The sequence below is a fragment of the Microbacterium sp. P2_F9 genome (assembly GCF_056403635.1).
Genome location: NZ_JBFUFC010000216.1, coordinates 1 through 6,308 on the forward strand (window position 1 = coordinate 1; position 6,308 = coordinate 6,308).

Annotated in this window: 9 protein-coding genes and 3 tRNA genes; 7 read left to right on the forward strand and 5 right to left on the reverse strand. The window is 64.2% G+C overall.

Going from position 1 to position 6,308, the window contains the following annotated elements; translation table 11 throughout:
* From AC1DVT_RS17105 to arr, 3 genes are all read left to right on the forward strand, one after another.
* On the forward strand, positions 1–311 hold a 311-nt coding region (locus tag AC1DVT_RS17105; RefSeq protein ID WP_477390254.1), incomplete at its 5' end, for an AI-2E family transporter.
* A 111-nt stretch (positions 312–422) separates the two neighbouring features.
* The gene (locus tag AC1DVT_RS17110) at positions 423–758 is read left to right on the forward strand and encodes a YdeI/OmpD-associated family protein (protein ID WP_477390256.1); all 336 of its coding nucleotides are present in this window, start codon (positions 423–425) and stop codon (positions 756–758) included.
* 56 nt (positions 759–814) lie between these two features.
* Positions 815–1,240: an NAD(+)--rifampin ADP-ribosyltransferase gene (gene arr / locus AC1DVT_RS17115; RefSeq protein ID WP_477390258.1), complete on the forward strand. Its 426-nt coding sequence runs from the start codon at positions 815–817 to the stop codon at positions 1,238–1,240.
* A 115-nt stretch (positions 1,241–1,355) separates the two neighbouring features.
* Here arr and AC1DVT_RS17120 read toward each other — a convergent pair whose 3' ends face one another.
* Both AC1DVT_RS17120 and AC1DVT_RS17125 read right to left on the reverse strand, forming a co-directional pair.
* Positions 1,356–1,598: a helix-turn-helix domain-containing protein gene (locus AC1DVT_RS17120; protein ID WP_477390260.1), complete on the reverse strand. Its 243-nt coding sequence runs from the start codon at positions 1,596–1,598 to the stop codon at positions 1,356–1,358.
* On the reverse strand, positions 1,595–2,335 hold the full coding sequence (locus AC1DVT_RS17125; RefSeq protein ID WP_477390262.1) for a hypothetical protein: 741 nt from the start codon (positions 2,333–2,335) through the stop codon (positions 1,595–1,597). The genes AC1DVT_RS17120 and AC1DVT_RS17125 overlap by 4 nt, the downstream gene beginning before the upstream one ends.
* Before the next feature lie 883 nt (positions 2,336–3,218).
* Here AC1DVT_RS17125 and AC1DVT_RS17130 point away from each other — a divergent pair.
* The 3 genes from AC1DVT_RS17130 (at position 3,219) to AC1DVT_RS17140 (ending at position 4,467) form a co-directional block, all read left to right on the forward strand.
* Positions 3,219–3,737, forward strand: coding sequence for a hypothetical protein (locus AC1DVT_RS17130; RefSeq protein WP_477390264.1), 519 nt, complete (start codon positions 3,219–3,221; stop codon positions 3,735–3,737).
* A 74-nt stretch (positions 3,738–3,811) separates the two neighbouring features.
* Positions 3,812–4,135 carry a nucleotidyltransferase family protein gene (locus tag AC1DVT_RS17135; protein ID WP_457099968.1) on the forward strand — a complete coding sequence of 108 codons (324 nt, stop codon included), beginning with the start codon at positions 3,812–3,814 and terminating at the stop codon, positions 4,133–4,135.
* Positions 4,132–4,467 (forward strand): HepT-like ribonuclease domain-containing protein, encoded by a 336-nt coding sequence (locus AC1DVT_RS17140; RefSeq protein ID WP_457099969.1) that lies wholly within the window; start codon positions 4,132–4,134, stop codon positions 4,465–4,467. The genes AC1DVT_RS17135 and AC1DVT_RS17140 overlap by 4 nt, the downstream gene beginning before the upstream one ends.
* Before the next feature lie 391 nt (positions 4,468–4,858).
* On the opposite strand, the gene AC1DVT_RS17145 is transcribed toward AC1DVT_RS17140, so the two are convergent.
* The 3 genes from AC1DVT_RS17145 to AC1DVT_RS17155 all read right to left on the reverse strand — a co-directional run bounded on the left by AC1DVT_RS17145 (position 4,859) and on the right by AC1DVT_RS17155 (position 5,185).
* Positions 4,859–4,931, reverse strand: a tRNA-Phe gene (locus tag AC1DVT_RS17145).
* A gap of 78 nt (positions 4,932–5,009) precedes the next feature.
* Positions 5,010–5,083, reverse strand: a tRNA-Asp gene (locus tag AC1DVT_RS17150).
* 29 nt (positions 5,084–5,112) lie between these two features.
* Positions 5,113–5,185, reverse strand: a tRNA-Glu gene (locus AC1DVT_RS17155).
* Between the two features lie 232 nt (positions 5,186–5,417).
* On the opposite strand from AC1DVT_RS17155, the gene AC1DVT_RS17160 reads away from it, so the two are divergent.
* The coding region (locus AC1DVT_RS17160; protein ID WP_477390266.1) for a coiled-coil domain-containing protein at positions 5,418–6,308 on the forward strand (891 nt) is incomplete at its 3' end.

The following is a 6,308-nucleotide window of genomic DNA, read 5'->3' on the forward strand; positions in this document are numbered from 1 at the left end:
CGCTGATCCCGCTGTTCGGTTCGGTGATCTTCCTGGTGATCGGCAGCGTCGTGGCCCTGTTCACGAGTCCCACCCAGGCGCTCATGTTCGCGATCGCGTATCTGATCTACATCCAGATCGAGTCGTACATCCTGAGCCCGCGCATCATGAACAGGGCGATCTCCATCCCCGGAGTGCTCGTGCTCATCGGCGCCATGGTCGGCGGCACGCTCCTCGGAGTCCTCGGCGTGCTCCTGGCACTGCCGACGATGGCGATGATCCTGCTCATCATCCGCGAGGTGTGGGTGCCGAAGCAGGACCTGAAGGTGTGACCCAAGCCGGCCGGTGGACGCCGGAGCATTGGGAAGTGAAGAAACCCCCATGCGTAGAAGCCTGCGTTGGCAGCCGCGCGCGACGCCCCGTGCGGCGCTAGCGTGAGGACCGTGCCTGAAGAGCTCGAGACCGTTTCATTCGCCTCGGCGGAGCAGTTGTGGGCGTGGCTCGATTCTCATCATGCGACGCACTCCGGCGTGTGGGTGCAGCTACAGAAGGCCGACAGTTTCGTGGCCTCAGTGAGCTTCAACGAACTGTTGGAAGCCGGCATCGCCTACGGCTGGAGCGAGAGCAGCCGACGCGGCTTCGACGCGGCATCGTACCTGCAGAAGTTCACACCAAGGCGCACGCCCGGAACGACCTCAGATCGCAATCTGAAGATCGCTGAGCGACTGGAGTCAGAAGGTCTAATGACTCCTGCTGGCCGTCGAGCACTCGGTCGATAGCGGGGCAGCGAAGGACCTGGTTGTGAGTCGGCGCGCCGCGGGTTGAGAATGGCCCGATGGTGGAGTCCACCCCACTCGACGATGGACCGTTCTTTCACGGCACGCGAGCTGAACTCAGTGCGGGCGATCAGCTGACCGCGGGGTACCCGTCGAACTACAAGCCTGCGGTGACCATGAATCACGTCTACTTCACCGCTCTGCGTGACGGGGCTGGTCTTGCGGCGGAGATCGCGGCGATGCTCGGCCCTGAGGGAGCTCGACCGCATGTCTATCTGGTCGAGCCCACCGGCCAGTTCGAGAACGATCCGAACGTCACCGACAAGAAGTTCCCCGGGAACCCCACCCGTTCGTTCCGAACGGCCGCTCCCTTGGTTGTGATCGGAGAGGTCACCGACTGGCCACGTCAGACACCCGAAGCGCTCGATGCTTGGCGTACCCGGCTGACCACCCTGCGCGAGAGCGACGCGGAGATCATCAACTGACAAGTGCATGGGCCACCCACTGAGAGCGGGGCCGCTTTCGATGAAGACAGCGACTTGGTGCTGACCACCCGGATGCTGACGCCGGACACGTGGGAAGACTTCGGAGGTCGTCGGTTCAGCCGGCGTACTCAGCTCTCACCAGGATGTCCCCTACTTCGCAGTCCAGCACTCGGCAGATAGCCGACAGTGTGGAGTAGCGGATGGCGCGAGCTCGATCGTTCTTGAGAATGGAAAGGTTCACCACCGAGACGCCGACAAGCTCCGACAGGTGCGTCAGGGTCATGGCACGTTCCTCGAGCAGTTGGTCGAGCCGACAGTGGATGCCGCTCGGGCCGTCATCATGTTCCGCTGGGGTCATACCAGCAGGTCCGTTTCGCGCTGGAGGCGGGTTCCGATTTGGAATGCTGCCGCGACGAGTGCTAGGCCGAACGCCCATCCGACCGGAGCGAGATCGAGTTGGAGCCAGAAGTAGGAAAGGACGTCGTATGCCGGCGCTGTGGAGTTGTCGCCGACGAGCTGCGCTTCGCCGAGATACTCGATGACGGATGAACGGGCGAGCGCGCCGGCAAACTGCCACCCGAGGCCTCCGACCATCACTGCAATGGCGGCCACGCCGATGCCGATTGGAAATGCACGGGCGAACGGGCGCGCGCGGACCATCGTGAAGGACAGCCATGCCACGGCCGTACTGATCGCGAGGGCGGTCACGAGCGGCAGGGTGACCTCGGCGTAGAACAGCCAGCGCGACCCCGCAGGAAGCCCAATCACTTCCATCCAGATGGACTCGTAACCGCTCGCCGCAATGTGGTCGACGCCGACAAGCAATTCCGGAGTGGTGGCACCGGCGTAGTGGAGGCCAGTCACCCGGAGCGGCTCCGCGGTAAAGATCCACGATGCGTTGCTCCACAATCCGATCAGGCAGCCCAGCGCGCTCAGCATGGCGCCAGCTCCGACGAATGAGATCACCGTTGACTCGGCGCGAGTGAGTGCTCCGCTCGCGGACCGGCGGCCTCGCACCACCAGGATGATCGTCACCGTCACCACGACCAGAACGGCAGGAATCGCAACGAGGAGGTTGGCGGGGACCGGATCCACAAATGCTCCATATCGATAACCGTTATTATCGAGAAACGATATGCGGCCATGCCGCCGGTGTCAATCGAGACACCGCTTCCACGGCTTGACGTAGCGCGCTGAGGGACCGGGTAGCGGGCGGGTGACGCACGGCGACGTGCGAGCATGGATCGATGGATCGGGCGACATTTGACCAAGCCGTGCAGAGCGAGCGACTCGAGCGCTGGCTGCACCTCGGGGCGCCGACGGGGACGACTGCAAACCAGCTTCGCCTAGTGAGAGGCGGGTCCGCTGAGGGACCGGCTTGCGGTCGGTTCGGATGACTCGAGTACGCGGAATCTCGAGTTCAACCGGCCCCGGACCGGCCCAAGCGCACTGCGAATGAGTGCGGACGGCGGCGGTTCGCAGAGTTTCGACTCGCTCGGCTCATTGCTGCCAGGGGCGAAAACCAACCCTGACCACGGAATGAAGAAACCCCCTCCTGTAGAAGCCAGAAGAGGGTTTCTGTGGCTCCGACGGGCGTCGATCCCGTGACCTCACGATTTTCAGTTCTGCGCCGGGGGTTATCGGGTCGCAGTTGGTGCTCGTTCATCCCGGGATCACGCGGGTCGAGGTGCTCATTGGTGCTCGTTGATCGTCGTCGTTTCGACGGAGTTCCCGGCACTTTCCCGGCACGGTTTCCGCAGCAGTCGGATGTCGCGGGCGCTGCTCGCACTGAACTGGCGGCCGCGAGCGCGAATCCCTCGGTCTCGGTGCCGGCGTCGTTGCGGCGCTCGAACTGAAGACGATGCATCTCACTTGAGCTCGACGCTGCCATTCCTCCACAGCGCGACGCCTGTTCGCGTTGTCCCCGTCCGCCGGATGCTGGGATGCCGGCCCTCTCTGCGAACGGGATCATCGGCGCATGGGAATCCGGTACTACGCATACGCCTTCGACGCCAACCTCGTACAGCAGGCGGTCGACGACCCGCACAGCATGCTCTCCAGCGACCCACTTGCCGATGCGTGGGGCATGGAGCCACACGCATCAGTGAGCGTCGCGACGTTCGAGCAGGTCTCGCCCAAGCGCGACATGCTGTACCTCGACAAGGCCTGGTCGGCGCTGCAGTCACTCACGCACCCGACGCCCGACAGTCCCGCTGGCTCGTCGTACCGCATGTTCGAGGGAAACGTGACGATGCACGGATTGGGCTGGGATCCGTGGGTGAGGACAATCCTGCCGGAGGAGGTGCCGGTGATTCGTGACGACCTCTGCGCGATTGACGAGTCCCGGGTGCGGGCGTGGGCGGAATCGTGGCGCAGTCCGCGCGCAGCCGACGACGAGGATGAGCTCCGGTACATCCTCGATTTCCTCAGACGAGCTCAGGAATTTGTCGAGTCGCTTGCGGCTGACGGTCGGGGAATGGTCTACCTAATCGGATGACTCCATCCCCATTGGTCGCGGTCCGTTCCAGGTGATGCGGCGTCCAGCCCAAGACGTGGCGTTACCCTTGTGCCATGAGCGGCACGAGCCAGTCGAGCTTCGCATTGCGCGAAGTAATCGAAGCGCGCCGTGCCGGGTTCGACGAGTTGCTCGCCAAGTACGCCGCAAGGAACCCGAGACTATTCGGTTCGGTCGCGCGTGGTGATGCCGTTGAAGGCAGTGACATCGACATCATTGTCGAGATGGATCCTGCTGACGGGAATCTGCTCATGCGGGCGAGCGGTCTCATGGAGGAGACTCGGGAGCTCTACGGCAGGCAGGACATCGACGTCTTTCCCGTGCAGCTTCTTAAGCGGCCGGTCTCAGAGTCGGCTCTCTCGGATTCGGTTGCCTTGTGACCCGCAGCGCCGAGCAGCGAATCCAGGACATTCTCGAGTCGATCGATCGCTGCTGCCGCTACGTGATCTCGTTGGACAGTGCGGACCCTGATCTTGTCGATATGGCTGAGGATGCCGTCGAGCGGAATCTTCAGATCATCGGTGAAGCCGTGTCCCGTCTCCCGGGGGAGATCACCGACGCTCATTCCGAGATCGCGTGGCCGCAGATTCGAGGGTTTCGGAACATCCTCGTTCACCAGTACTTCGGCGTCGACGTCGACACCGTTCGCGACGTGATCCAGACTCACCTGCCGCCCCTCGAAGCGGCGCTCCGACATCACCTCGGGGCGTAGCGGATCGGGGCACATTTCTGCCACGAATCAGACCGGGGGTCTGCGTGCAGGTCTCGAGGCCCTTCCGATTGAGTGTCTGTGAGCGCGCGACCAGAATCGTGCGGTCCTTGCGATTGGGGTGCTCCGCGCAGGGTCGCAGGTGGTGACAGGTGGCGCCCATTGGCCTCCGTTCGTCGACGCCCCGAGCGACGTCATCGAGCAGTGCCGGGAAGTTAGCCCATTTGTGCCGGGAAGCTACAGGCACTTTGCCGGCACAAATGCCGCAGTCGATGCCCTTGAGGATGCTTGAGCAGCCGAGCAACCAGGAACCATTACTTTTCGATACGTCGGAAATAGCCTCTGACCGGGCATGAAGAAACCCCCTCCTGTAGAAGCCAGAAGAGGGTTTCAGTGGCTCCGACGGGCGTCGATCCCGTGACCTCACGATTTTCAGTCGTGCGCTCTACCAACTGAGCTACAGAGCCGCGCAGCATCCTGAATCAACACGATCGCCGCGCCTAAGACGAAAGGCCCTCTCCGAAAAAAGGGCCCGTCGCTCAGAGCGACCCTGACGGGACTTGAACCCGCGACCTCCGCCGTGACAGGGCGGCACGCTAACCAACTGCGCTACAGGGCCTTGCGTATTGAATTGTAATCGGTATTTTGTGACCCCAACGGGATTCGAACCCGTGCTACCGCCGTGAAAGGGCGGCGTCCTAGGCCACTAAACGATGGGGCCAAATGAACCCCTGGCTCATCGCCTGGCGCTCACGCTTACCGACGCTCAAGCATACGCAATCGCTGTGGAATGCGCCAATCGAGGGCGCGCCCTGGCCGCGCACGGGTGATTCCGGCGCACGATAGTGGGTGCGCTCCGGCCCGAACCGGAGCAAGATGGGGCCACAGCTTCTCTTGCGCGTGTTAGCGATGTTGCTACTGTGAAAGAAGTTGTCCTGAGCCGGGAGGGATACGTGGAGCCGGATCAYGGCGTCGAGGAGTGCGACTGCGCCCCTAATGCCCGCGAACGCCGCGCCCTCTGGCCCGTGATCAGCCGGCGTGGAGCGCTGGGTCTCGGGGCTCTCGGTCTTGTGACCCTCGGCGCCTTCGCAGGCCCTCTGCTCCCGGCGGCCTTCGCCGTGGACTACCCCTCCTGGGACGACGTCCAGCGAGCCAAGTCGAACGAGGCGGCCAAGGCGACCGAGGTCACCAACATCCAGGGGTTGATCGCCGGCCTCGAATCCGAGGTCCAGCGCACCCAGGCCGCGGCACAGGTCGCCTCGGACGCGTTCTACACCGCGCAGCAGGAGTACTTCGATGCGGCGGCGCGCGCCGATCAGCTGCAGCAGCAGGCGGATCAGCAGGCTGCGACAGCGCTGGATGCCGCGAACAAGGCCGGTCGGGTGGCGGCGCAGCTCTACCGCAACGGCGGCGATGACACCTCGCTGGAGCTCTTCTTCGCCGGATCGGCCGCATCGGCGGACGATCTGCTGGCGCGACTCGGCACGATGGACCAGCTCATCGAGCGCAACCAGGCGGTCTACGCGGATGCGATCACGGCACGCGACGCCGCGCAGAGTCTCAGCGACCAGGCCGTGGTCGCTCGGGACGAGCGCGACCGGCTGCAGAAGGTTGCCGAGCAGAAGATGGTCGAAGCGCAGCAGGCAGCCGACGCGGCGCAGGCGGCGCTCGACGCCCAGCAGGCGCACCTGTCCGATCTGCAGGCTCAGCTCGCCGCGCTTCAGGACACCACAGCCCGCACCATCGCGGATTACCAGGCCGGTGTCGAGGCCGCGCGCATCGCCCGCGAGGCGGCGGCGGCGGCTGCGCGGGCCGAGGCTGAGCGTCTCGCGGCAGCGGCAGCC